20 protein-coding genes and 1 pseudogene are annotated in these 24689 nt (G+C 40.0%); 15 read left to right on the top strand and 6 right to left on the bottom strand.

Annotation, left to right across the window (positions count from 1 at the left end; translation table 11 throughout):
- The first annotated feature begins 232 nt into the window (after positions 1–232).
- The 11 genes from AC0VYE_RS30965 (at position 233) to AC0VYE_RS30915 (ending at position 16813) form a co-directional block, all read left to right on the top strand.
- The gene (locus tag AC0VYE_RS30965) at positions 233–1057 is read left to right on the top strand and encodes a TnsA endonuclease N-terminal domain-containing protein (RefSeq protein WP_475444641.1); all 825 of its coding nucleotides are present in this window, start codon (positions 233–235) and stop codon (positions 1055–1057) included.
- 5 nt (positions 1058–1062) lie between these two features.
- Complete coding sequence (locus AC0VYE_RS30960; protein WP_475444640.1) at positions 1063–3258, top strand: Mu transposase C-terminal domain-containing protein; 2196 nt, start codon at positions 1063–1065, stop codon at positions 3256–3258.
- Positions 3255–4925, top strand: a complete 1671-nt coding sequence (locus AC0VYE_RS30955; RefSeq protein ID WP_475444638.1) for an ATP-binding protein — start codon at positions 3255–3257, stop codon at positions 4923–4925. The genes AC0VYE_RS30960 and AC0VYE_RS30955 overlap by 4 nt, the downstream gene beginning before the upstream one ends.
- Positions 4926–4937: 12 nt before the next feature.
- Positions 4938–6713, top strand: a complete 1776-nt coding sequence (locus tag AC0VYE_RS30950; RefSeq protein ID WP_475444636.1) for a TnsD family Tn7-like transposition protein — start codon at positions 4938–4940, stop codon at positions 6711–6713.
- Positions 6701–8314, top strand: a complete 1614-nt coding sequence (locus tag AC0VYE_RS30945; protein WP_475444634.1) for a Tn7-like element transposition protein TnsE — start codon at positions 6701–6703, stop codon at positions 8312–8314. The genes AC0VYE_RS30950 and AC0VYE_RS30945 overlap by 13 nt, the downstream gene beginning before the upstream one ends.
- Positions 8315–9511: 1197 nt before the next feature.
- Positions 9512–10891 carry a ParB/RepB/Spo0J family partition protein gene (locus AC0VYE_RS30940; RefSeq protein ID WP_475444632.1) on the top strand — a complete coding sequence of 460 codons (1380 nt, stop codon included), beginning with the start codon at positions 9512–9514 and terminating at the stop codon, positions 10889–10891.
- Positions 10892–10928: 37 nt separating this feature from the next.
- The gene (locus AC0VYE_RS30935; protein WP_475444630.1) at positions 10929–12089 is read left to right on the top strand and encodes a hypothetical protein; all 1161 of its coding nucleotides are present in this window, start codon (positions 10929–10931) and stop codon (positions 12087–12089) included.
- A gap of 289 nt (positions 12090–12378) precedes the next feature.
- Complete coding sequence (locus AC0VYE_RS30930) at positions 12379–13257, top strand: SMODS domain-containing nucleotidyltransferase (protein ID WP_475444628.1); 879 nt, start codon at positions 12379–12381, stop codon at positions 13255–13257.
- Positions 13235–13813 (top strand): SLATT domain-containing protein, encoded by a 579-nt coding sequence (locus tag AC0VYE_RS30925; protein WP_475444626.1) that lies wholly within the window; start codon positions 13235–13237, stop codon positions 13811–13813. Before AC0VYE_RS30930 ends, AC0VYE_RS30925 begins: the two co-directional genes overlap by 23 nt.
- A gap of 12 nt (positions 13814–13825) precedes the next feature.
- A complete protein-coding gene (locus AC0VYE_RS30920; RefSeq protein ID WP_475444624.1) occupies positions 13826–15166 on the top strand; it encodes a nucleotide-binding domain-containing protein in 1341 nt (446 codons plus the stop codon).
- Between the two features lie 30 nt (positions 15167–15196).
- A complete protein-coding gene (locus tag AC0VYE_RS30915) occupies positions 15197–16813 on the top strand; it encodes a hypothetical protein (protein WP_475444622.1) in 1617 nt (538 codons plus the stop codon).
- Positions 16814–16941: 128 nt separating this feature from the next.
- Here AC0VYE_RS30915 and AC0VYE_RS30910 read toward each other — a convergent pair whose 3' ends face one another.
- From AC0VYE_RS30910 to AC0VYE_RS30895, 4 genes and pseudogenes are all read right to left on the bottom strand, one after another.
- Positions 16942–17139, bottom strand: a complete 198-nt coding sequence (locus AC0VYE_RS30910; RefSeq protein WP_475444620.1) for a hypothetical protein — start codon at positions 17137–17139, stop codon at positions 16942–16944.
- Positions 17140–17308: 169 nt separating this feature from the next.
- Entirely contained in the window at positions 17309–17671 is a 363-nt protein-coding gene (locus AC0VYE_RS30905) for a hypothetical protein (RefSeq protein WP_475444618.1), read from the bottom strand.
- 532 nt (positions 17672–18203) lie between these two features.
- Positions 18204–18616: pseudogene (locus AC0VYE_RS30900) on the bottom strand (amidohydrolase family protein); the annotation flags it as partial.
- Positions 18617–19095: 479 nt separating this feature from the next.
- Complete coding sequence (locus AC0VYE_RS30895; protein ID WP_475444616.1) at positions 19096–19809, bottom strand: DUF2711 family protein; 714 nt, start codon at positions 19807–19809, stop codon at positions 19096–19098.
- A 148-nt stretch (positions 19810–19957) separates the two neighbouring features.
- On the opposite strand from AC0VYE_RS30895, the gene AC0VYE_RS30890 reads away from it, so the two are divergent.
- Positions 19958–20143, top strand: a complete 186-nt coding sequence (locus AC0VYE_RS30890) for a hypothetical protein (RefSeq protein ID WP_475444614.1) — start codon at positions 19958–19960, stop codon at positions 20141–20143.
- 127 nt (positions 20144–20270) lie between these two features.
- On the opposite strand, the gene AC0VYE_RS30885 is transcribed toward AC0VYE_RS30890, so the two are convergent.
- Both AC0VYE_RS30885 and AC0VYE_RS30880 read right to left on the bottom strand, forming a co-directional pair.
- Complete coding sequence (locus tag AC0VYE_RS30885; protein WP_475444612.1) at positions 20271–21038, bottom strand: helix-turn-helix transcriptional regulator; 768 nt, start codon at positions 21036–21038, stop codon at positions 20271–20273.
- 27 nt (positions 21039–21065) lie between these two features.
- Positions 21066–21218 (bottom strand): helix-turn-helix transcriptional regulator, encoded by a 153-nt coding sequence (locus tag AC0VYE_RS30880; protein ID WP_475444610.1) that lies wholly within the window; start codon positions 21216–21218, stop codon positions 21066–21068.
- A 175-nt stretch (positions 21219–21393) separates the two neighbouring features.
- Here AC0VYE_RS30880 and AC0VYE_RS30875 point away from each other — a divergent pair, with 175 nt between their 5' ends.
- Genes AC0VYE_RS30875 through AC0VYE_RS30865 form a run of 3 tightly spaced genes read left to right on the top strand, consistent with a single transcriptional unit; the run spans position 21394 to position 24435 of the window.
- The gene (locus tag AC0VYE_RS30875; RefSeq protein ID WP_256711097.1) at positions 21394–22368 is read left to right on the top strand and encodes an ABC transporter substrate-binding protein; all 975 of its coding nucleotides are present in this window, start codon (positions 21394–21396) and stop codon (positions 22366–22368) included.
- Positions 22369–22396: 28 nt separating this feature from the next.
- Positions 22397–23431 carry a FecCD family ABC transporter permease gene (locus tag AC0VYE_RS30870; protein ID WP_475444607.1) on the top strand — a complete coding sequence of 345 codons (1035 nt, stop codon included), beginning with the start codon at positions 22397–22399 and terminating at the stop codon, positions 23429–23431.
- Positions 23431–24435 (top strand): FecCD family ABC transporter permease, encoded by a 1005-nt coding sequence (locus AC0VYE_RS30865; RefSeq protein WP_475449789.1) that lies wholly within the window; start codon positions 23431–23433, stop codon positions 24433–24435. Before AC0VYE_RS30870 ends, AC0VYE_RS30865 begins: the two co-directional genes overlap by 1 nt.
- Positions 24436–24689: the final 254 nt, after the last annotated feature.

Raw genomic sequence — 24689 nt, 5'->3', positions numbered from 1 at the left:
GTGTTAGACTGAAAAATAAAGTATTAGACTAGGAAAATAAAGTATTAGACTGAGAAAATAAAGTTGTAGACTGGGAAAATAAAGTATTAGACTGACGGAATTGGCCATACTGCTACTAGGAGCTCTACTACTGTCTACAGAATCGACATCCAGAATAAACAACATGACTCTATTTGAGGCTGCCTTCGGGTAGCCTCATTTTTTTTGAATTTCATTTTGGGGGTGGTTCGTAATGGCCAAACGGAAACGGGAGATCACAGAAGCAAAGATAGATCGCTTTATTAGAGAAGGAAGAGGTCAAGGAACAGGCAAAGATTATCTTCCATGGCTTCGGATTCAGGATGTTCCCTCGGATGGCAGAGCCACTCGTGGTATGGGCTGGACAACGGGCAGAAGGCATGAGCTTCTTTCAGATATAGAACGTGATTATTGCTATCTATTGGATTATTCAGATAATGTGTCGGATATTCGTGAGCAGTTCCCTCTTCTTCCGTTGGAAGAAACTGAGTTGATAGCAGAAAAAATAGGCGTAAAGCACCCTGCTGATCCGAAGACAGGCGTGGACATTGTAATGACAACTGATTTTCTTATTACATATAAGGATAAGCACTACGCAAGAACGCTTAAGCCATTTTCGGAATTAGAAAATGAGCGAACAATCGCAAAATTTGAAATAGAGCGTGTTTACTGGGAAGAACGGCATGTTGACTGGGGAATTATTACCGATCAAGACTTGCCGGATGTTCTAATTAGGAATATTGAATGGATTCATAAAGAGTATCACAACGATGACGTCTCTGAATTAGGAGGATTCGTTATCAATAATTTACAGCGAATGCTTTCAACCCGTCTGAATTCCGGTGAGGCTGTTTCCAGAGCTTGTTCATTCTGTGACGAACAACTGGGATTAGAGCTAGGAACGTCTTTGGCACTTTTCCGTCATCTTTTAGCACGTAAAATATGGTCTGTAGATATGAATGAAAGAATCATTCCAACGAATGCGGTGAGAGACTTCATGATAAATGCAGCAGTAGAGAAACTAGCGAAAGGTGGATGAAAGACATGCAATCACTCTATGGAAATATGGTTGTGGAATGGAAGATGTCTGATTCTGAGGATCGTTTTGTAGAACGTATAGTATGGATTTCGCCTGTCGAAGATATTCTCTTTAGTATTGTGATGGGTGATGAAAAAGCTTTCCCTATTATGAAAACTTACTCTGAGTATATAGCAGGCTTTGAAGCAGAACTGTTAAAACAGATTGATTGGGTTAATGATAATGTTCCCCTATTAGATTCTAATATTGATAGTGAGCATTTAAATATTCGTGATAAATCATGGGATGCTATTAAGGATATAGTGCTTGACGAGCCAAGTTGTTTTGAGAAAGGCTTTAGGGGATCTCGCATCAAGGAAGTACAAGAACGTACAGGACTTCATAAAAGTACGATTTATCGTTATTTGCGTAGATATTGGCAAGGTGGCAAGATGAAAAATGCATTATTGCCCCATTTTAATAATTGCGGAAGCCTCGGAAATGATAGAACACCTAAGGAAACTAAACGTGGCCGTCCAAGGAAATTTGAAGATGAACCTGTTGGGATCAATATTGATGAAGATATCAAACAATTGCTCAGATCAGGTATTCGGTTGTTTTACAACAATAAGGATAAATCGCCACTCAAGCATGCCTATCAGAAGACGCTTGAAAAATTCTTTGCTTCCGGTTTTCGTCAAAGCGGACAGGCGGTCGTACCTGTACTTCCTTCTCCAGATCAGTTGCCGACCTTTGGACAATACAAGTATTGGTTCAAAAAAGAAATGGATCTGGAGGATACGCTTAAAAGCAGACTAGGTAAGAAAAGATTTGCATTAGATTATCGCCCCATTCTCGGTAGTTCTACTTATGAAAGCTTTGGTCCTGGTTCCAGGTTTCAAATAGATGCAACGGTAGCGGATGTTTATTTGGTCAGTGAATATCGACGTGAATGGATTATTGGTCGTCCAATTATTTACATTGTTATCGATGTTTTTAGTAGATACATTGCAGGAATTTACATTGGCCTTGAAGGACCAAGCTGGATTGGTGCAATGATGGCATTAGCCAATACGACAACCGACAAGGTAAAGTTTTGCGCACAATACGGTATTGATATTGATCCGGAGGATTGGGTAAGCAGTCATTTACCGCAAAAACTAACGGCAGACCGTGGGGAACTTGAAGGAACTAGACCAAGCCAACTGATTGATGTTCTGGGCGTCGATGTAGAAAATGCTCCTCCTTATCGGGCAGATTGGAAAGGAATTGTTGAGCAGCAGTTCCGATTAACGAATCTGCGAAGCATACGATTTATTCCTGGAGCAATTAAAGAACGTTATAGAGAGCGTGGAGAAAGGGATTATCGCCTGGATGCAAAGCTGACCCTTCGTGAGTTTACTCAAATTATGATCCATAACATTCTTTATCATAATAACGATCACCATATGTTGTGGTATGACCGGAACGAATTTATGGTGGCTGATGAGGTTACACCTATTCCTAGGGATTTGTGGCATTGGGGGATTGTCAATCGTAATGGGCGTCTTAAAAAACAGCCGGAGCATATCGTAAAGTTGAACCTAATGCTGCAAGGTGAAGCTACTGTTACTGCCGCAGGAATTCAGTTCAAAGGCGTTCATTACGGATGTGAATTAGCGATGCGGGAGCAATGGTTTATAAAGGCCAGAGCAGAAAAAACGTGGAAGGTAAAGGTATGTTACGACCCGCGGTCTACAAATGAAATTTATTTATGGTTGAACAATGGGCACCAATTCGAAACATGTACACTTCTTGAGCGGGAAGAAAGATATCTCAATAAGAGATTTGAGGAAGTAGAGGATCTGTTAGAGATTGAGAGATACCAAGGAAGGTATCAGGATGTGAATAATATGCTGTCCAAAATCGAGCTCGATGCTCAAACGAAGGCAATTGTTGAAATGGCAGCTAAGAAAACGAATGAAGCCATTCAACAAAGCGAAGAAAGTAATAATCAACGAGTAAAAGGAACCAGACAGCGTCGTAGCAATGAAAAACTTGAAAACCGCAAACATGAAGCTTTTCAGTTGTCCGATCAAGGTGCTGCGTCAAATGACTCAACCAATAATGTAGTTCCTTTAAAACGCGATGATGCTGTTGAGAAAAAACAAACGTATATCCCTCCTGCAGATAAGCTATCGAAAATAAAAGCATATTTGCAGGAGGATGGTGATGAAGAATGAGTGAGTTTGATATCCCGTTGTTTCAGTTCAGTCGTGGTGAATTTGTAGAAGCGGACTACCAAGATCCTTTATTGGAGGATTATCGAAATAATCCATTACTAGAAGCACTCCCACCTATCTGGGATGATCATGCAGTAGTGAAAAGCCTGTCTTCAAGTCCGATTTTCAATCCTTCAGAACGTAATTTGCCGGTTCATCTTCGCATGCATTGCGTTCAGAGGATTTCAAGGGATTTCTTTCGGCCGCTATCCAGACATTTGGAATTGCAGCAAAGCCTCTCTAGATTGATTAGAGACGGCTATGTGGGGCGTAATCCACTGACCCCTAATTATGCTTTTAGAGCCCGTAAAGACGCGTATGAGCTCATTATGAAGGGGTCTACAAACGGATACCCGGTCAATACGCCTACCTCTGCTGGATTTGCTCTAGTCGGTATATCTGGAATTGGTAAATCCAGCAGTCTGATGCGGATTTTGCAAATGTATCCGCAAGTCATCCTGCATCGCAAATATAGAGATCAAGATATGCCTGCTCCCTATCAAATTGTATGGTTGAAAATGGATTGTCCGCATGATGGTTCTATTAGAGGGCTATGTTTGAATTTTCTGCTGGCGGTTGATAGCCTGGTCGGTACTAGGTATTACAAAAAGAATGCGACTAAAACTCCGGATGAGCTGCTCCCAATCATGGCTCAGGCTGCTGCGGTTCATTGTCTTGGTGTATTGGTCATTGATGAGATTCAAAATTTGCAAGAAGCCAAAGATGATCGCGCAGCTCAAATGTTGAACTTCTTCGTTCAATTGGTAAATACAATTGGATTGCCGGTCATTCTTGTAGGCACATACAAAGCGCTCCCGGCACTAAATGGTGAATTCCGAAATGCGCGGCGTAACAGCGGTCAAGGGGATGCTACATGGCATCACTTCAAGAAAGATGATGAATGGGAATGGCTGCTGCAAGGCTTGTGGAAGTATCAGTGGACAGACAAGAAGGCCGATTTAACTCAGGATTTTATAGATGTTATGTTCGACGAATCTCAAGGGATTTCTGACGTTGCAATAAAGCTGTTTATGTTGACGCAATGGCGAGCGTTGGACAAAGATATTCAGCATATTACTCCGGAACTAATTCGATCTGTTGCAAAGGATCGTCTCATCTTAATTAAGCCTGCTCTGGAGGCATTACGTTCGGGTAAGAAGAAGCAAATTCAGATGTTTGCTGATATTTACGATAGTGTTTCCGTGGATGATTACCTGAATCGGATTGAAGCTGAACAACGGCAAGCTGAAAGATTAGAAGTGATACGTACAGAGCTTGGTTATGATGTCACCGAGCAGACTGTTAACGAATTAAGCTCTTGGTTAATGGATGCAGGCGTAGAGCAGTCGGTAGCACTACAGTCTGCAAATGAGGTAACAAAAGCACATATGCATGAGTTAGATGTCATTGATCTTCACAAAGAGGCGCTAAAGCTCGCATTGCAGAAGCAGAGGAAAGTAACGAGTGAAGCCGCAGCGCAACGCAGTAAACGTACGCCTAAGGTGTTACCGACAGTACCTCATGATTTGCGAGTAATTGTGACCCAAGGGAAAAAGAAGAAGCTACCAGCCTACGATTCACTTAAGACTGCTGGGTATATTAAAGATCCTATGGAGTTTCTTGGATAAGGTGGTGATTAAATGAACGAATATGGTAGCTTACCTCTCCCCTACCCAGATGAATTGTTGTATGGCGTAATCACTCGCTATCATCTACGTATGAACAACTCAAGTCCAAAATGGACGCTAAGAGAAGTATATGGTACGGAAAGTGTTATTCCAACATTGGATCTTCCCAGTCACTTGGATGATGTCACCGAGCGGAGTTCACAAACAGGAATGTCTTCCGATCAGTGGATTGATGAGCATACGCTATATCCGTTCTATGCGCCATTTCTTCCGACTGAACGCGGTAAACGACTGAAACAATTGATGAAAAGCAACGATGGCTCAGGTATTCATACGTTCGTTGGTATTACGGCTAGCACAATTGATCGAAGCTGTGAATTGAAGTTTTGTCCGGATTGTTACGAGGGTAATATTAAACAGTTTGGAGAGCCATACTGGCATCGCATTCATCAGATTACTGGTGTAATGGTTTGTCCGTTCCACTGCGTTGTATTGCATCGAATAATATATCCTGTGGCGGAGCGACACGGTTTAACGGTGCTGCCTATTTCCAGATATTTATTTAAGTCTGAGCCGATTCACAAGAATCTACCACAGAAGCTGTTATTAAAGTTGTTTGATATTGCGCTGGATGTTCAACGGCTAATAAGCGTAGGAAACTCGCTTGAGCTCTATAATCTCCGTGAGTCTTTACTTCATAAATTAAACGAACGCGGATGTTTGACGCCAGGTAAACACATTCGGCAACGTAAACTTGAAGAGCAAATCATGGGCTATTACGGTCAGGAATTACTTGAAATGCTAGATTGTGGGATTTATGGGGAGCATTATTCATGGCTGGCAGTAGCAGCTAGGAAAGCTCGTAGGGCTGTTCATCCATTGAGACATCTATTACTGATACACTTTCTATATGGATCCTTCTCGGACTTCTTGGGGCAAATGAAGACAGTATACTCCCCTTTCGGAGAAGGTCCGTGGCCATGTCTCAATAAGGCTGCAGATCATCACGGAGAATCTATTATTAAAGATATATGGATTACTCGTTGCACGGACACAGGTAATCCGGTTGGCACATTTACATGCAGATGTGGTTTTTCATATTCCAGAAGAGGACCAGATCATAATATTGAGGATCGTTTACGGATAGGTCGTATTAAAGCCTTTGGCCATGTTTGGATGAATCAATTAAAGGATCATATGCAAAATGGTTTATCATATCGGGCAACAGCCGGGAGATTAGGGGTTGATACGAAAACAATCATTAAATATGCACGCTATGATCAGGTAATTCAGAAAGCATGTCCTGAAGAGTCTCCACCGTCTCAAAAATCTATAAAAGTACAGCATCCAAGAAAGGGGCTTACCGCGGATTACGTTCGAATAGATTGGGAAAAACGTGATCTCGCATTAAGCTGGGAGGTTGAAGAGGCTTGTAAAACGCTGCTTGATGAAAGGGGAAATAAGCCTGTTCGAATCACTATTGCTTTAATAGGCAAGCGTATTGAAAGACTATCGTTGCTTGAGAAACATAAAGAGAAGCTTCCTGTCTCCATAGGGACTTTGACGAACTATCTCGAATCAAGAGATCAAATTCAAATTCGAAGAGTTCGATGGGCAGTGGAACAAATGAAGGATGAGTTTCCCATCAAAAGATGGAGATTAATCAGAAAGGCTGGGATACGGCCGGGGTACTCTAAAGTAGTTTCCGAATCTCTAGATTATTATAGCGGTCATGGATTGCATACTTTGAACTTCGCAGGTGAGGTGACGACACAGTGGCTTCAATAGAATTCCGCCATTGGAAGTTTGTAGAGAATGAAGATGTGGAATTGATTTGGTTTGGTTCGCCGTACACCGATTATAAGGGTGATTGGAGAGTTCGTATTGCCTTTAGAAGAGCATCCGGTGAAATTAAAATCTTGACGTGTGCTTGGGGAGCAATTCCCTTATTGCGAATAGGTCAGATTTATACGAATGGTTTATATAATCAAGTCCGCCCAATGAGTGGATCGTCTTATACATTTACCATACCATCGCTTGATACTGGCATTGTGGTTAACGCCTTCCAACTGCCGAAGCGTCTTGTTGATTTTGGCAAGAATCCCGAGCTGGGCACTCAGAAAATCGTTCAGTATACCATTGGAGATATAACTTTATGTATTCCTGTTATCGAGCTTGTCAGAGCGATGTTTATTAATTCGAAACTGATGGCGTATTCGTTGCTGCAGCCGCATGGCTTAGAACAACTTATTGACCAGTGTGAGTTTGAACAAAATGTTCTACATTTTTATTTAGGGCCTCGTGTTCCAAATACAATGGCTACTGAGAGCAATGCCCGTCATATGTCTTGGATTTATCTAGACTTTAAAATGAAAGCTATGTGGGATTCGATTTATCAAATGTTATTCAGTCGAGCAATTGCCGAATCTCCTCTAAATCCAGCAAAGGTGTTAAGAAAAGGAGTTCCTCTTGATGTAAAGCTGCCGCCCACAAGTTCGATTGAGCTGATTGTTCGCGGCGATAAATTTATAAATATGATCTTGGTGAAAGAGATTATGGGATTCACGGGGTTCACGCATCCAGCCAATGAAATTGAATTCTGGCACTACTCCAAAAAGCGGCAGGAATCCGTTTTTGGAGACAGGCGATTGAGGATAACGTCTCGATCTAAAAATGATAACATCATCATAAATGATGAAAGCGAAAATGCCAAAGAGGATACAAATCAGGATGTCTTGGAAGCGCCTCCTACCTTTATGAAGTTCGTTAATTATCCGGTTGTAAGAACGCGAAAGAAGAGCGTAAGGCGAACAAATGCAGGTAACGACGTCATTGTTAGTTCGGGTAGAAGCGGCAAAAAATCAGGAGAACCAAGGGAAGTCAGTGTTCAGGATTCAATTGTAGGTGGCGATTCGCCGCCCATCGATTTTAAAACGTTAGAGATGGTTCTAAACACCGAAGCAATCGGATTAGAAGACTTCTTCAAGATGATTAATATCCTGAAGGAAATGACTTCGTATTCAATTCGGATGTCTGTAGTCCGTATTCCTCCAGGCAAGCGCTTTTCGATCTGCCCGAGTGGGGCACGCCGGACTTGTGCTATTGTTAAGGTATCAAGCGCTGTGTTCACTAAGTATATTGTAGAGGTCGCACGGCCGGATGATTGGTCGATATCGACACTTATTCTGAGTCCGAATCAAGACATGTTGCTCAAGGTAATTGAAAATGAAATTAAGCTGCTTTTGGACGGCCTAGTGCAGAAAAGTGGCCATTGGGATAAGGATATTTTGGAGCGGCGTAATAAATTAAACATTGAAAAAGTTAAACATTTTCAGAGTGATAACCCTCGGGATTGGGCAAGTCGTTTAGTGAGTAGAGCAATCTATTAATTAACTGAAAATAAGCTTGCCTTAGTTCAGTTCATTTAGACACTAGATGACAAACAAATCGCCATACATATGATTTAACTAGTGTATACATATTGATATAAAATTTTAGTTGGTTGGCATGTTTCACACTACCTTATAGCTCATTTAGTAATTCGGTAGTTGGAATTGGTATAGTTATTTAAATAATTACTCGATAAAGTGAGGGATTTTATTATAGTAGTCAGAACCAACCAAGGTATAATTATTACAAAATTATCCATAGTTTATTGTTAGATCTCAACGTACTCTCGGCCCCATTAACGACCTTTAACTTGACATCACCTCAAAATTTAAGAGTGATGTGTTGTTTTCCTCGTACTTATTTATCCTCTAAGCGTATTTCATTCTTTTGTGTCGTGTCTAACAGGTGAAATTCAATACTGTACAGTTTTTTCTTTTGGAAATTGTGTATGATTTTATTTTTCTTGGATCATAATGTAAACATAAAATCTGCTTCCCAAGCGAGGTGCTGTTTAATAAGACAAACGGTGGTAAAAGCGGCAGAAAGGTTTTACTTTTTTTGCAAGCAGAGGAATTACACTGTGATGGGGACATATAAGGGAGCAAAGGTTAAAGTATTAGTTAAATGTGAAAATGAGCATCTATGGTGGGTAAGGCCTACTGACTTTATGAGTAAAAATTACAATTGCTCAGTATGCAGTAAAAATTCAAAATTAATATCAAAGAGAAAATGGGAAGCTCTAACTTCTGGGACAAGGTATACGCCGTTAACGAATTTCATTAATTCAAAGAAGTTGGTCTTAGTTCGGTGTAACGTATGTGGCAGAGAATTTTGGACAAGGCCTTTCGACTTGTACTCAGGATATAGAGGTTGTCCAAGTTGTTCGAACTCTGACAGAGTAGCAGCAGCAGAAAAACTTTATAGAAAGTTAGAATCAAACAATGTGGCCCCAATAGAAGAATACATTAACGGGGCGACTTCTTTAATGGTCAGACATAACACCTGTGGTTATGTCTATAATATTACACCAGCTAAGTATATGTCGGGATATGTTTTTTTCCGTGAGAGGTGTGTCCGTTGCGGAAGTAATATAAAAAAATTACTTAAAAAACATGATAGGAATGAGATTACATCAACTGAGTTGCTTGATATAGTACGAAAAAATGGCTGGGAAACTAGAATGGAGGATTTGGAAAATGAGTTACGTAGCAGAGATTACAGAAATGCCTATCGAAAAGATCATAATTGATGGGACGCGATATCAAAGTTTGAACATGGATATCGTCGAACAATTGAAAGCAAGTATTGAAGAAGTGGGTTTGAAAAATCCACTAACTGTGACACGCAAAGGGGTTCTGGTCTCGGGACTCCATAGATTAACAGCGTTAGCAAAACTGAACTACGCAACCGTTCCGGTTCTTTTGACAGATGAAGATGCTTATAAAAACGATATCGAGCAAATTGACGAAAACCTCGTTCGTCAAACCTTGTCTTTCATTGAGCGTGCTGAGCAGAACGTACGAAAAGTATCGCTAATGATTAAGGAACAAAAGAATTTGGAAAGTACAGATTCTGCGGAAATACGCATTTACTTGGATGATATTATGACCTATCAAGGCATTTTGGATAGGTTGAAAATCGATAATCGAGACTACGAGGATTACAAAAAGGTTATTTTGAATTTGGATCGAAATGTCGTCAGTCATCTAAAAAAACTTGAAATAGAAAAGAAAATTCCGGTAAACAAATCGACTTACCTAACATTGTCTAAGTTACCTGAGCCTTGGCAATATCGATTCATCAATGAACTAGGAGATAAAAGCCCTAACAGTGCTGCCTCTAATATCGAAATTGAGTACAACAAATATGAAACGGAATCACGAGTCCAAGAAGCGAAACGAAAAGCTCATGAAGAAGCGAAGAAACGTGAAGAAGAGAGATTCCGTCAATTGGAAGCAGAGCGCCAGCGTCAAGAAGCTTTAATGAAACAACAGGAAGCAGAGCGAAGAAAACGTGAAGAAGAAGCAGAACGCCAACGACAGCAGCTTCTTGAGCAAATGAAGAAGGCAAAAGAAGATGTAGAACGATTGAATCTGCTTCGAAAGCAAGAAGAGTTAGAGCGTCAAGAAAAACAAAGACGAATCGATGCAGAACGAAAAGCTCAACAAGAACGTGAGCGTCTGGAAAAAATGAGATTACAACAAGAACAAGAACGGAAAAAATCGGAAGAAAATGATGCGAAGCTCCTTCGTGAAGAAGCTGAACAAAAGAAGCTTAATGAATATCTGAAGGCACATAACACCCTCCCGCCGATAGTCACAAACTCTTCTGAAAATGTAATTGAAGTTATTAAACGACAAGATGAACCAAAAACTAAACATCGTGTCGTACATTTTCAAGATACATTTACACTTTCAACACTTGCAGCTAAAGCTGATCGTCGTGAGTGGATAGATTCTCTTTCAGACATTCATCGAATTAAAGAAAACCTGAATAAATATCAGAAGGTACTGTTCATCTGTTACAACAAAGCAGATATCTTAAAAGTAGCAGAAGAAATCGAAAAGCACAGCTAATCGTGACTAAAACACATCTAGAGGAGTGAATATACTCATGTTCGAAGAATCAAACGTCACCGAATCTGAAACTATAAAATTTTTGGTTAAACCAGCTATCGGTACCAAGACTGCATATGGAAACCGCTTTACAACAGTGCTGGACTACAACATCTTGAATAATGCGGATCTAGATCTCTTTTCAAATAAGACTGCACAACGTACTGTGAAGTTGAAACGTGCAGAACAAATTGCTAAAAACTATTTTAACATCTTAACAAAAGAGAGCGACGAGAATCACGAGTTGCCCTTCCAGTCCAGTTTTGTTTTTAATCTGAATCTCAAAGAGAATGGCATATCTGAAGAGAATCTTCTGAAAGATGGATACCTTCATATCCCCTGTGTTAATCACATTCTCAGCATTAGGGACGGTGGTCATCGGAAAGTTGCATCAATTTTGTTAATCAAAATGTTAAATGAGAAAATCGATACTATTAAGTCAAATTCAAAGAGAGCGTACTATGAGCAAATTAAACGTAAGTTTTTAGAGCTTTCGTTTACAGCTGATATATATGTTGACTTGGATGATACTTATAGTAAGCGCTGCTTACTTGATTTGGGGAAAAGCGAGCCTGTTTCTCCTGGTCGTGAATTCTATTTTGTTAACGATGCTTACGCAGATGCTATTGAGTATTTGTCAAATCAGGATAACATAAATATTGTAATTGACTTGGATAGTTCTAAATATTCAAAGTATAATGGTTTGTCAGTCCCTTTAAATTATGTTTCCGATATCATAAAAATCATTGGAGACGCCTTAGTAAGCCAAGGGAAAATGACATCCGAACAAATTAATAAATACCTGATTGAATTTATGATAGATGTACTGCTTTCTCTCAAGGTAGATAGCTTTATTTTTAAGAACAATAATCGAACCGAACAGTTAACATACCTTGTTGATTGCAAAGTTAATCTATTTAACGCTATGAAACGACTGTTGAGTAAGGCTGTACGAGAGGCAAGAGCAAATGCCATAAAGAAAGTAGTTGGTGTAGATGTTCTATTTAGTAAATTGGCCAGCAAACCAAAAAAAGAGGTGCTGAATGTTATGTCCGACACGGATTTAATTTCTAGATTTAATGAGATTAGAGCTAATATAACTTCTGTTGAATTTAAGACAATTGCTCTAAATCAACAAGAAATTGAATCTGCTCTATAGAGATTAAGTCAAAGGCGAGCGTTCATGTCATTGTTTGGGGAACCCTTCCTCAGTCAATGATGTGAACGTTTTTTGTTTTGTTTAAAGTAATTTTATTACCTCCTGCACATGAAAGGATACTATTCCAGAATAGGATAAAATCATTGAATTGACGAGAACGTCTGTTTGTGGGACTATGGATGTAACGCAATTTTTCCAGGTATTGTCGAAGTGGAGCCAGCTATGAATGTGATATACCTTCATAATTTCAAATGCTATCATAAGTCTTTATTTACTAGGAGGATGAGCGGTGGGGGTTGCAGAACAATTCGAGACCTTTTGTAAGAATCTTAGAATGGATACTGAAGTAGTGAATAATATCTCCTATCGTTACAAGCGAATCACTAAGCAAATAAATAAGGACTTCTGGAGCAATGAAAGTGAGACAGCCAATAGTCTATTAGTGGGTTCGTACGGGAGAGGGACGGATATTTATGTGAGCGATATTGATGTTCTCCTTAAATTACCATACTCGAAGTATGAACAATACAATAAGTATCAAGGAAACGGTCAATCGGCTTTGCTCCAAGAGGTTAAAGTTTCAATTGAAAAAACCTATAAGTCTTACAAACGTGCTGATGGACAGGTAGTTAAGGTGGATTTTTCGGATGGAGTAAGTTTTGAAATCGTACCGGGTTTTATTAATAAAGATGGAATAAGTTATACATATCCAGATACAAACAATGGTGGTAGTTGGAAAAAAACTAATCCTCGGGCAGAGATTAATGAGTTTAATTCTAAAAATAATGAATGGAATAAAAACTTAAAGCGACTTTGCAGAATGGCAAGATCATGGAAGTATTATTGGGATGTTCCAATCAGTGGACTCCTCATTGACACATTGGCATATAACTTCCTGAAAAGTTGGAAACACCGAAACGAGTCTTATCTTTATTATGACTGGATGAGCAGAGATTTTTTTGAATTTTTGAAGAATCAAAGCCCCAATCAAAATTATTGGCTTGCTCCTGGAAGTGGGGACTACGTGTATCGTAAAGGAAAATTTGAGTACAAAGCACTTCAGTGTTATAACATATCTCAAGAAGCTATACAGAAACAAAAAGATGGTTATGAAAGTACTGCTAAAAAGAAATGGAGAGAAATTTATGGAACAAGATTCCCAATATAAATCTGATTTGTCTGTAGTAGAAGATCAAATAAGAGAGATCTATGGAAGATTAGTTTACACGCATAAAACTCATGAGAAATCTGCTGATATCACGATGAAGAATTGGAACAGAATAAAAATTTGGCAGATTATCATTTCTACAGCCGTAACATCTAGTTTGGTAGCGTCTCTTTTTGGAAATGCGATCTATGCAACTGTGCTTAGCGCCATTCTTTCAGCTGTATCTTTAGGAATTAACTTATTTTTGAAGAATTATGACCTGGGGAAGCAGGCGCAACAATTTTCGGATTCTGCTAACAAATTGTGGGTTGCCAGAGAAAAGTATCTCTCTGTGCTGACCGATATTCGAGTTGGTACTCCGGAGATTAGTGAACTTCAGAAAAAAAGAGATGAATTACAAAATGAATTGTCGGAAATTTACAAAATAGCTCCTAGAACCAGTTATAAGGCATATGCTGCAGCGAGCAAGTCATTAAAAGAGATGGAAGAAATGACTTTCTCTGATGAAGAAATCGATAAATTCTTGCCGAGGCAAATTAGAAAAAGTAATCGTTAAGGAGGAGACGCTTTGCTTGCAACAGCATTTGAAGACTATTGTAAAGGGTTAGAAATAGACAATATGGATAGCATTTTAAATCGCTATTCTGAAATTGTTAAAAGATTAAATAAATCGTACTGGGATATCGAGGATGAAGAAGAACACGGGTATCTGGTAGGTTCTCTCGGAAGACATACAGCAATAAATGGTGTAAGTGATTTGGATATGCTCTTCGTACTCCCTGATTCAGTTTACACAGAATACAACTCAAAGGAAGGGAATAAGCAATCCCAATTACTACAAGCTGTAAAAAAAGAGATTAAAAAAAGATACCCTCGTACGACGGTGCGTGGAGATGGTCAGGTTGTGGTAGTCAAATTTGAAAGCATCAATTATGTTGCAGAAGTTTGTCCTGTTTTTGCAGAGAGTGACGGAAGTTTTACATATCCTGATTCAAATAACGGAGGAAGTTGGAAAAAAACTGATCCGATACCTGAAATAGCCGAAAGTGAAATAATAATTGATGAATCTAACGATCACTATCGACACATCAGCAATATGATTAGAGCTTGGAAAAATGAACAAGGATTTAAGTTTGGCGGTCTTTTGATTGATACACTTGTCTATAATTTTTTTAACGAAGATTCTGAACGAAAAAAGGTTGAATATGGAGGATATTTAGGATTTTTCAAAGAAATATTTGAGTATCTCAAAAATCAAAATGAAAATAGAAAGTTTTGGTACGCCTTAGGTAGTAATCAGAAAGTGTACAACAAAAAATGCAAATTCGTCAAAAAGGCAAATACTGCGTACAACAAAATTAAGGATCTTACTGAAGATGATGAGTTGCTTTACAGCACACTTCAAGAGATCTTTGGTGATTCATTTAAGGCACCTGAAAGTTTGTCAGAGTCCGTAAGCAAATCATTTGCTTTAAACTCAATTAGTTATAACAAAACAGAACAGTTTATTCCAAACATATTCGCAGTAGATATTAGATATCAGCTCAGGATTGATTGTGAAGTGTCTCAAAATGGTTTTAGGAATGAGCTTTTGCGGAGGACGAAATTTCTTCGACCACAGAAAAAACTTAAGTTTTTCATTGAAGAAAATGAAATTGATGAAATCAATTCGAAAGTTGAAGATAAAGAGGACAAAATTGAATACGAAGTATACTGGAAAGTATTGAACCGCGGTGATGAAGCCATTAGAAGAAACTGCATTAGAGGACAAATTGTAAAAGATAGCGGAAGGCAAATAAAAAATGAATCATCTGATTTCCGGGGAGAGCACTTTGTCGAATGTTATCTTATCTTTAATGGAGTCTGCGTAGCTAGAGATAGAATTATAGTTCCGATAAGTACCCTATGAACTCAAAGAGTGTCGATCGGAGGGATAAACTTGGCAAGACAGGTAACTCAGTTTGATTTATTAATTTCATGTCCTTCAGATGTAAGAAAAGAACTCGATATAATAAAAGAAACAGTAGAAAACTTTAACAGAATGTTTGGTGCAACTAATAATGCTTCATTAAATGTGAAGCATTGGTCAACTGATTCATATCCTGAATCAGGTGGCCACCCGCAACATTTATTGAATAAGCAGTTTGTATTTGATTGTGACGCAGCAGTTGCGGTTTTTTGGACAAGATTCGGTACACCTACAGAGAGTTATGATTCCGGAACCGAAGAAGAAATTGAAGAACTTATTAAAAGTGGGAAGCAAGTATTTCTATATTTTAGCGATTGCGCGATAAATCCTTCCTCGGTGGATCATGATCAGTATCAACGGGTTCTGGCATTCCGTAATAAGTATAAGGATAATGGCATTTATTCATCATATTCCAATATCGCGGGATTTAAAAAGGATTTTCTGAATCATCTTTCGCTATACTTTGTAAAGCTACTAAATGGTGGATCTACTAATACTACAGCCAAGAGTAAGCTTTCAATTCAGGGAGTTCAATCTGGGAAAGCTGTGGAACAACCCAAAATTAATAAGAGTTATTATATAAACTCAAAGTTTATGGAAGAAAAGACGAACGCTATATCTGTGATGTTTAAAGAAATTGAAAATATTATATTACCTCCAAAAAAGTCAATTGTTGAAACACTTCAGCCGGAGAAGCAGATAGATAATGAAAGTTCTTTGTTAACTCTAGAAATGAAACAAAACATGGACAAAATATCATCAATTCTTAAGGATCAGAAGAGAGGATTCGATTCGCTATTTCCTTCTTCATTAGTTGAAATTAATGTAATATTCAAGGAAACAATCGAAAGATATGTTCAAGAGAATAACATTAACTTAAATAATGTAGATGAATTCTTTAATACCGGTGAATTAATGAAAAAGCAGCAATTTACAGGCGGTGGGACGTATGGACTCTCCCCTTCATACTCTCTAGTTGGAACAGATGATGAAAAGCAAAAATACAAACTAATAAAGGATCTATATTGGCAGATAGAAGAATATAAACAATTTGAGGAGTATTTGTCGATCATTGATTCGAAATGTTTCCTCGAGCTTGCAGTTTCAAATAATGGAACCAGCTTTGATGAAGATATTGATATTAAAGTCTATATTAAAAAAGGATATTTGTGCAAAGTTGATAGGGATATTCCTTTCCCGGGCGACGATATACTTGAGACTATAAATCACCTTTTTAACAGGATATTCAAGCCTGAGAGAACTGTTTCTATTGCTGAGTATGATGCATATGCAGAGTTTAATAACAATATAGCACTACCTTTAGGATTATTAGGCAAGTATTCATCTGAAAAGAAATTAGAACAGGATCAAAATGAATATTCACACAACATTGAAACTATATTTTGCTATGAGTTCTTTCAAGACGATGACTATGACATTTTATGCTACAAGCAAGAATACCTCAAACAGAATACAAGCATTTTCTTGCCATCAAAGCTATTGTTTAATTCTCCTCCTAGTGAAATAAAGTATGAGATAACGTCAAAGCATTGTGCAGAATTGATTCAAGGAGAACTTAAGGTATAACAAGATTAGTCTAATACTTTATTTTTCAGAATTAAATTCTTCTTCAATTTGCTGGGTCCAATAGTCTAAAACTTATTTTTCAAAAGCTGACGATTTTCAAACTCAAAAACCGCGTCAAATCAACAACTTCAGTCTAATACTTTATTTTCTTTGAACATCAAGTAAAGTTGAACATGCTTAAACTTCTTGAATTCGAAGCCGCACAGGGCCAAGTAGGCTTCCGACCACGCCGCTTGACGCTTGAAGAAGAAACGCTGAACTGCTGAAGCGGGAAGATGAATGCTGCGGCAGCGATCATTTGTTATACCCCAATGTTCATTTGACATCGTATACATCCAAGAAACAAGATGGATTTAAAATACTCACAGTCAAGCTGAGCGATTTCAGGAATTCCTCCTGGGATTCGCTCTTTTTTTCGCATTTTACGTCCTAATAATTTAATAAACCTCTCGTCATAGACGAGAGGTTTTAATGATAATTACTATTTAGTCGCTATTAACTCGCAAAACCTGCCATAACATGCCAGCTCCCTTGAGCTGATAACGTATAACGGTATTCGCCAGCTGGTTGTCCAGTTGCTATTGTTAATAATGGTGTGGTTGTAGAACCCGGATAAGTCCATTCTTGAGGGTTCAACGTGATTTGTTTGGAAGCAACAAATGTGTTCCCGCGATAAACATTAATCGTCAAAGTATCACGGTATTTACCCGTGTTAACAATAACGCCATGTCCAAATTTAATGGTTCCGCTTGAGATTGTGACGTTCGGGCTAGTGTAACTAAACGCAGCGAATGCTGTTGCTGCAAAACTCAAAAGCATGACTAAAACAAGTGAGAGGGAAAATATACCTTTCTTCATCCTTACATCTCCTTTTATTAGATATATTAGTTAATTATGTAAGATGGCCTCTGCACCAAGAGTATAGACAAAGCTATAGAATAAGTAAAGGTGAAAATCATACTATATGTTCAGTTTGCAGATGATAGAATATTAGCCCTGCGGTTTTCGATAAGTCAATCGACGTAATAGTTTCTTCGCGGGATCAGAGTAGTTAATACGATGCAAGAACACGGCAATAATGATGGAGGTAATTCAAGCAAGCCAGGCGATAATGTCGCTGCTGAGAGCCACCAGCCCCGTCAGCGTAACCGTTTACGAATGTAGGGCCAATCATAACCTTGCTCTGTAATATTTGGACCATGCCATAGCCAAACAATAGAACAAATACAGGAAATGCCCGTCCATCAACAAAGAACTGACGTAACATTACAATAATACGATTTAAAGTGGTTGCTTCAAGTTCCAATAAATTCTGATTCGCATGTGCCAAGGGAATGAGCAATAGCACGAAGCCTTTGGCTAGATTGGTTCCAAGCTCGCGTTCGCTGATGGTGGATGCGATAGATTGAAATGCGAAGTCTGTATGGTGCACCGTCTCCATGTCGACGATCGTTGTTGATCACTTTGCAGCAGTTCACCAATACCAAGCATAGCCGAGTAATAAATGGATTCTTCATCATGAGAAGCTTCTAGTGGCCAGATCCGTTTTTTCAACCAGTCAAGCAGTTCTAATTCATCGCCCTTTCCCCGAAACAAGGTTTGACATAAGTGAATATGAGTTTGGACAAAACCAGGGATTACGGTACGATTCGTAGCATCAAGTACTTTCTCTCCGCTCGTTGGTTCAAGGTCTGAGCCAATCTCACATATTCGACCTTTCACGACTCGAATGTCACCAGTAATAATGTCCTCACTTGCGTTCATAGTTACGATCTGCGCATTATTGATAAGTAGATTTGACATGTTGCATTTCCCCAAGAAGGTAAAGTATTAGACTCGGTAAGCGATCGGAAGCCAGTCACGATTGCCAGCAGCAGCTCGATACGCTCGATGCTTCTCAGTCTAATACTTATTATCTGATTTGATTCTATTTTGAGCACTCGCTCGATGTCACAGTCTAAAACTTATTTTTTAAAACCTGACGATTTTCGAAACGGCAAACCGCGTCAAATCAACAACTCCGGTCTAATACTTTATTTTCCCCATACATCGAAATGCAGGCTTTTTTATATCAAAAGTGATATATACAATGAAGTTATTCGCGACTAGTGTGTAGTAAGAAAATTAGTGTTAGACGATGAAAATAAAGCTTTAGACAAGGAAATAAGTCTTTGCTAATGGGCAGATGCCTTTATAGACAGGTTATGTTAAATCCTAATGTTAATTTTCAACCTAAAGAAAACCGCCCTACATAGGGCGCTTTATTCAGCTAACGTTACTCGTTAGATTAATGATGTGTTTCGTAAACTCCAATAAATTTCGGTTTTGTCGTTGCAGAAAAAACCTTCCAAATCAGCAAAACTAACAATTTTATTGATTGTATCTTTGTCTGAACAAAGTATTGAAAAGTGGCTATCCCAATGGGTTGTAAGTAAAATTTCATTTTCATGGGTAAATAAATTCAAGCGTTGATTTCGAAAAGCTGTGTTATCTTTGATTAAATCATCAATATATTCTAACTTTCGCTCTGTACAAAATTCATCTCCAGACCATATCCAGTCATGTCCTTCTTGTTTTATTGACAAAAGCACCTTATTCATTAGAAACTCTGGAAAAAAACCTTCAATCGGAGCAATTATCTGATGTTTCTCACAAGTGTCTTGAATCTTTTTAGAGGTTTCTTCGTTTGCAAATTGTTTCTTTAATCCCAAGATTCGGGTTCTTAATCCAATGTCTAAATGGCTGTAACTTTCGATTCCTGATATTGATAAGAACTGTTTCCATGTAATCATTTCGCACTTTTCTATTATCTCATTCTTACCTAGATAGTTTTCTGGCTCAAATAATTCATAATCAATTGATTTTGGTTTAATGAATGGATGGTAAAAAACAAAAACTTCATCATAAATTCCCTTGTAAAAATCCTTTAGGGGCATATCTTCTGGTGCACAAACAGCATTCTTATGAGGTTCAGGTAACATTCTCGTTTCACTCATTAATACATCAACTCTCCCATACTTCACGACTATTAAAACATTTCTGAACCTAAGCAATCCTTTCCGTTAGCTTAAAAAAGAAAAGGAGCGGCTGCCGCTGATTCACTAATATTTTATTTTCTTTCTATAGCAAGAGCTTCAGAAAGTTTTGGAAAAAGCTTGCCTTTTGGATGCGAGTAACAGTTTTTTTACATTATGCTTTGGACTATTTCAAACGTTTATTGGCATTATTTATTTTGGCTGGAGCACACTTGTCGGGAATCTTGAGCTCGTCATTACCGTTCTACTTCGTTATGGCAAGCGCAGCCAGACGGTTGCAAGCCAATTAGAGTGATGAGCAATCACTAACTAAACTCGCTCGGCGGTTAGTCAGATAATATGCAAAGGACTCGTGAATAAGATATTAATAATGGGCCGAGCCCCTTTTTAAACAAATTGTTCCACTTAGAACTCTTCTGAAGTCAATCGCTGTATTGGTCTACCATGTCTTTTAAGCTTTTCTGTATGGACTCTTTTAGAATAAGCGGCTCCTTAACGACAGCCTCTCGGCCTAGAGAAAGAAAATATCCCGCATATTTGTTAACGAGCGCAGGCAGCATCTTAAAACATAGCACCCCTGTTCCGTCCTTATTCTCAACGATTTCTCCTGGTCGCCACACATCGGAGCGGCACTGGAGCACACCTCTTTTGGTTAACTGAACAATGGCATCAACTAGCGGCTCGTTGTCGGACCAATTGATCATCTCCACAATGCTCATCGTATCCAGCGCTTTATGCTTTTTAAGAGGCAAAGACGTTTCCTCAACTAATCTGAATCGTTCCACCAAAAAAGTATAAACCCGTTCGGTATCATAGTTCATTCCAATGCAAAACCATGATCCATTTAACGTATATATGCCGTATGGCTGCAGGCTCAGCTCACTAACGCCGCGCAGCGATTCGTAGGTCACCTTTAGAACAGTTCGTTTAATTGAAGCTTGCAAAAGCGTTTGCAAGTAAGGCGTTTCGTATTGACGGGGAGCCACCCAAAAGTGAAGACGCTTTTGCAGCTCATCAATCTGTTCTTTCCGATCCTCTGGGAGTATATGATAAAATTTTTTGAAAGCAAAGGGAGCATCGGAGCCAAAAGGAAGAGATTGATAGCTCTTTAGGGACAAGCTTATAAAAAACAAAGCAAAAGCCTCGTGCTCCGAAAAAGAAACAGGAGGGAGCTTCCGTTCGCGCAGCATTTGGTAGCCTCCGTACATACCTAGCTCCTATAGCGGGACCCCCATTTGACTAAGCTCCTGCAAATCCCGTAGGATCGTTCTCCGAGATACACCAAGCTCGTCTGCTAGCTGCTTAAGCGTGAATTTTTGGCGTGTATTGATGGTCATAAGCAAGGAGATAATTCTTTGCGGCTTTTTCAAACGAAGTTTCCTCCTTTTATTTATAAAAATATCATCATTATCATACAGAATGGTGACAGTTTTTGTCACCCTTTTATGATACACTCTTTTTGTGGGCAAAAGCGCACGGCCGACGTTAACTCACATTTCATTATTGAGAATGAATATTATTATTAATAATAAGGGGTAGAGGAATTTGACTGCACACTCGAAAAAATGGATGCTAAGCGCAGTAGCGCTCATCCTCATCATGGTTCTATCTGCATGTGGAACAAATGCTCAGCCGGAAAGCAGCAACAAAGGCAACAGCGGCAATACCGAAGCATCGGCTTCTCCTGAAGCAGCATCTGAAAAGATTATTTATCGCGGTGAAGAGGGCGACATTGAATTTTCAGAATATCCGAAGAAAGTCGCGATGCTTACGAATACTTATGCTGGAAATTTATTAGCGCTGGGCATTACTCCTGTCGCTATTAACGAATATCCGAAAGAGAACAAATTTTATGAAGGCAAGCTTGATGAGGTTGAAGTAATTACGGCTGACAATGTAGAGAAGCTCGTTGAGATTGATCCCGATGTAATCGTCACGTATACAGGCGACAAAAACATTAGCAAATACAAAGAGATCGCGCCAACTGTCGTGATGTCCTATGACAAATACGATTATAAGCAGCAGCATCTTGAAATAGGCAAGCTCGTAGGCATGGAAGCTGAAGCGCAGGCCTGGATCGACGAGTGGGAAACCAAAGCAGCAGCAGCCAAAGAAACGGTATTTAAAGTAGTCAGCCCGGATGCGACTGTTTCTATCATGGAGAGCTACGGAAAAGATACGTACATTTATTTTAAAAACGGAAGCCGCGGTACAGAGATTCTGTATCAGGTGCTTGGCATGAAAACACCTCCTTCATTGAAAATTGAAGAAAACGGGCCTCCATATAAAGCTATTTCCTCCGAATCGATTGGGGAGTATGCAGGCGATTACGTATTCATGGGAGAGGGCGGCTCTACGACAAAAAACTCATTTATGGATACCGATGTGTGGAAAGGCCTTCCCGCAGTCAAAAACAATCAGGTCATCGGCTTTGATGCCACTTCTTTCGCTTACAACGATCCAATTTCATTGGAGAAAGAGCTCACGTATATCGTAAAAGCTTTAACTGAGCAGAAGTAAAGACAACCTATAAGAAGTGCAAACGAGGATGAAGATGAAACAGGCAGATATGACGCAAAACAAGGCTCAAGCCAAGCCGTTAGCTGGTGTGATTACTGTAGTTGCAGGAAGCGTGTTTCTGACGCTTTCCATTCTACTGTCCGTAGCGGTCGGTGCTGCCGATATTGATTTGGCTACAGTATGGCAGGCTATCTGGGCCTACGATAGCTCTGTACAATCAAACCAAATTATTATGCAAATCAGGCTGCCACGAGAGCTGGGAGCAGCTTTGGTGGGCGCAGGCTTCGCCGTCAGCGGAGCCATTATGCAGGGCTTGACGCGCAATCCAATAGTAGATCCAGGCTTGCTTGGCTTGAATGCCGGTGCTAGCCTAGCTTTGGCATGTACCTTTGCATTCCTCCCGGAGGTTAGCTATCTCGTCATTATGCTCGTTTCGTTCGCAGGTGCAGCTGTTGGTGCCGGAATGGTATTTGGCCTTGGATCCTTAAATCGACAGGGAATGAGTCCGCTTCGCCTTACATTAGCGGGTGCTGCAGTTACGGCTTTACTAACGGCTTTGGGACAAAGCATCGGTCTTCATTTTAAGCTGGCGCAGGATTTGGCTTTTTGGGTGGCTGGTGGCGTATCGGGTACAAATTGGCTGCAGCTTAAGCTGGCTGCACCGATTATTATCGGGGGTATTTTGGTAGCTTTCATGCTGTCGCGAGGGCTGACGATTTTAAGCTTTGGCGAGGATGTAGCTAAGGGGCTTGGACAGCGTACCATCCTGCTCAAAAGCATCCTGATGATCATTGTCCTTCTTCTAGCTGGAGCTTCCGTCTCCATTGTCGGCTCGATTGCTTTTGTTGGACTAATGATTCCGCAAATTTGCAAGTTGATTGTAGGTTCCGATTACCGCTTAATCATCCCATGCTCGGCTGTGCTCGGCAGCGTACTGCTGGTGCTTGCCGATACAGCTGCACGAACAGTAAATGTACCCTACGAGACGCCTATAGGCGCTATTGTAGCAATCATCGGTTTTCCTTGCTTTCTCTACCTGACCAGAAGGGTGGGAAGAAAGTGATGATCTTCTCGCAGTTGTCGAAATTTCGTGTTGTTGTGATTGGGGCTGCTTTGCTGCTAATCGCCATCTTCGTTATTAGTGTGGCCACAGGCCCGGTGTCCTTGTCGCCTTCTCAAATATGGCGAACGATTCTTGGCCAAGGAACAAGCAAGGATGAGCTTATTTTATACACCTTCCGCTTTCCGAGAATTTTGATTACCATTTTGGCCGGAATGGGACTCGCCCTATCAGGAGCGATTTTACAAAGCGTGACCCGTAACCCTCTTGCTGACCCCGGGATATTAGGAATAAATGCCGGAGCAGGATTAATGGTCGTTATTTATGTGATGTTTTTTACGATTGAACCGACTAGCTTTCTGTATATACTCCCCCTGTTCGCCTTAATGGGCGGCTTGTTGACTGCTGCGTTTATTTATCTCCTCTCCTATCGGAAAGGCGAAGGTCTGGAGCCAACAAGACTGTTGATTGTAGGCGTCGGGATGGCAGCTGTACTTTACGGCATTACATTAACACTAACAACCCGTTTTGATCGCGAGCAATATTTGTTCATTGCGAATTGGATGGCGGGACGGATTTGGGGAGATGAGTGGCCGTTTGTCCTTGCACTGCTGCCTTGGTTGATTTTGTTCTTACCTATTGTTTTTGCAAAGGCCAAGGTGCTCAACGCTCTCAATCTGCATGAAAATATTGCAGTCGGCTTAGGCGTCCATGTCGCTAAGGAGCGGCGATTACTGCTTATCATTGCCGTAGCACTCGCGGCCGCCTCCGTATCAGTAAGCGGCGGAATCGCATTTGTTGGCCTGATGGCACCGCACATCGCCAAAGCGCTCGTTGGCCCGCGCCATCAGCGGTTTCTCCCCGTATCTGCCATGCTTGGAGCAGCCCTGCTGCTGATTGCCGATACGATTGGCAGAGCCTTGCTCGGTTCAAGCGGCATTCCCGCTGGCATCATCGTCACGATCATCGGGGCGCCGTATTTTATGTACTTAATGGCGAAGAAGTAGAGCTTGGGCCTAATAGATACCATCGCAAATACAGTCAAATGCAGCCAGTTATTCTCGATTTCGAGGGTAACTGGTTGTTTTATTTATGTACTCTCCGATAATGGTAGTCTTTCTGATGCGGAATATAACTTTAGAGATAGAAAAGCTCCCCTCATAGCAACAGGTTTTATATTATTTCACCTGTCCACTATTTGGGGAGCATATCTGGCCTTAATCTCGGACGAGCTGACGAGCTGACAATATCCATCGGTTGA

It is taken from the genome of Pristimantibacillus sp. Z349TD_6, from assembly GCF_056173205.1.
Note: the sequence above shows the minus strand (reverse complement) of the source record. Positions and strands in the feature narration are given on the sequence as shown.

Excerpts from the sequence above, each read along its gene's own strand:
- AC0VYE_RS30965 (WP_475444641.1), top strand. The coding sequence starts at position 233 with ATGGCCAAACGGAAACGGGAGATCACAGAAGCAAAGATAGATCGCTTT.
- AC0VYE_RS30960 (WP_475444640.1), top strand. The coding sequence starts at position 1,063 with ATGCAATCACTCTATGGAAATATGGTTGTGGAATGGAAGATGTCTGAT.
- AC0VYE_RS30955 (WP_475444638.1), top strand. The coding sequence starts at position 3,255 with ATGAGTGAGTTTGATATCCCGTTGTTTCAGTTCAGTCGTGGTGAATTT.
- AC0VYE_RS30950 (WP_475444636.1), top strand. The coding sequence starts at position 4,938 with ATGAACGAATATGGTAGCTTACCTCTCCCCTACCCAGATGAATTGTTG.
- AC0VYE_RS30940 (WP_475444632.1), top strand. The coding sequence starts at position 9,512 with ATGAGTTACGTAGCAGAGATTACAGAAATGCCTATCGAAAAGATCATA.
- AC0VYE_RS30935 (WP_475444630.1), top strand. The coding sequence starts at position 10,929 with ATGTTCGAAGAATCAAACGTCACCGAATCTGAAACTATAAAATTTTTG.
- AC0VYE_RS30925 (WP_475444626.1), top strand. The coding sequence starts at position 13,235 with ATGGAACAAGATTCCCAATATAAATCTGATTTGTCTGTAGTAGAAGAT.
- AC0VYE_RS30910 (WP_475444620.1), bottom strand. The coding sequence starts at position 17,139 with ATGTCAAATGAACATTGGGGTATAACAAATGATCGCTGCCGCAGCATT.
- AC0VYE_RS30905 (WP_475444618.1), bottom strand. The coding sequence starts at position 17,671 with ATGAAGAAAGGTATATTTTCCCTCTCACTTGTTTTAGTCATGCTTTTG.
- AC0VYE_RS30895 (WP_475444616.1), bottom strand. The coding sequence starts at position 19,809 with ATGAGTGAAACGAGAATGTTACCTGAACCTCATAAGAATGCTGTTTGT.
- AC0VYE_RS30885 (WP_475444612.1), bottom strand. The coding sequence starts at position 21,038 with ATGCTGCGCGAACGGAAGCTCCCTCCTGTTTCTTTTTCGGAGCACGAG.
- AC0VYE_RS30870 (WP_475444607.1), top strand. The coding sequence starts at position 22,397 with ATGAAGATGAAACAGGCAGATATGACGCAAAACAAGGCTCAAGCCAAG.
- AC0VYE_RS30865 (WP_475449789.1), top strand. The coding sequence starts at position 23,431 with ATGATCTTCTCGCAGTTGTCGAAATTTCGTGTTGTTGTGATTGGGGCT.